The sequence below is a fragment of the Lacinutrix sp. C3R15 genome, assembly GCF_018860825.1.
Lineage (GTDB): Bacteria > Bacteroidota > Bacteroidia > Flavobacteriales > Flavobacteriaceae > Oceanihabitans.
Genome location: NZ_JAHKPZ010000010.1, coordinates 1 through 1,273, shown reverse-complemented (window position 1 = coordinate 1,273; position 1,273 = coordinate 1). Strand labels below are relative to the sequence as shown.

Sequence of the window (1,273 nt, the reverse complement as noted above, 5' to 3'; positions counted from 1 at the left end):
CCATATACGAGAACGTTAGCCTTCATTAAGACCAACTATAAACCAAATGATAAAATTCTTTAGAAAAATTCGTAAAAACCTACTCTCTGAAAATAAATTCAGCAAATATCTACTTTATGCAATTGGAGAAATTGTGCTTGTTATTATTGGTATTCTTATCGCACTTCAAATAAATAATAAAAACGAACAGCGTAAATCCGAAAATAAGATTGTTTCTATTTTAAAAGAAGTACAAAATGATTTAGGACTAGATATTCAAAAATCGGACGAACTAATTGCCTATTATAAAACACAAGATTCAATCATCAACTTAGTAAAAGCAGATAAACTAACCTATGATGATTATAAAAATGATAATCAAAATGCTTTAAGATTCGTTATTATGGACGCTTTCCACATGAAAATTCATGCAAATGGATATACCAACCTCATAGAAAATGTTGATAATGTTCCAAAAAAACTGAAAGTAATCATTGAACCATTATACGAGATATATATTTATAACCAATACGAAATAGACAAGTTCGATAATCGATTGGACTTGATTACAGATAGAGTGATGGACGAGTTAGCCAAAAGTAAAGATTGGTATTACAGATTATTAGGTCAGCCTCAATTAGAAGATGAGATGATTGATTTTTTCCTAAATGACCCTTACTATAAAAATGACGTAGCTCTATACCAAAATGCTGGCTGGATAAATTTGGCGTATCATGTTACTGTATTTAGAGAAAATGCAATTAATGCATACAAACAAATTAACGCACTTATTGAAAGTAATGAACCGCTTCCCGATTTTATACCACATAATTTAGTTCATCTAACAACGGCACAACTAAATGAATATGAGGGTACTTTTAAGGTTGTAAAGTATGATGGGTACGATGGTCCAATTCCAGATTTAAACTATAAAATTCAGATACAAGACAATGGTCTAGTGGGCATTATGAATGGAGATCTTGAAGATATGGATTATTACTATTTTGAAACAAAAGATAAGATATTTGGTCAGACTGATATTTACCTTAAAGGAGAGTTTGTGAGAGATAGTTTGAATGAAATTACATCTTTATTTATTATGAAAAATGGAATGGTAGCTCACTTAAATAAACTTGAAACTAATTAGAAGAAATTAATAACGAAAGGCTAACAACGTATATAAAAAATAGCGGTTGAATCGCTTAATTTAAACAAAATGAACAAATTAAAGGTCTGTTATAATCCGAAAAGTTAGTGCGTAAAAACCCGCTACTTTTCATATACAAGACCGTTA

Annotated in this window: 1 protein-coding gene; it reads left to right on the top strand. The window is 29.9% G+C overall.

The window, feature by feature from the left end; translation table 11 throughout:
- Positions 1–46: 46 nt before the first annotated feature.
- On the top strand, positions 47–1,126 hold the full coding sequence (locus KO494_RS02880) for a DUF6090 family protein (RefSeq protein ID WP_215966093.1): 1,080 nt from the start codon (positions 47–49) through the stop codon (positions 1,124–1,126).
- Positions 1,127–1,273 lie beyond the last annotated feature (147 nt).

What these genes read in the sequence shown, in the direction of transcription:
- KO494_RS02880 (WP_215966093.1), top strand. Translation starts at nt 47, where the DNA reads ATGATAAAATTCTTTAGAAAAATTCGTAAAAACCTACTCTCTGAAAAT.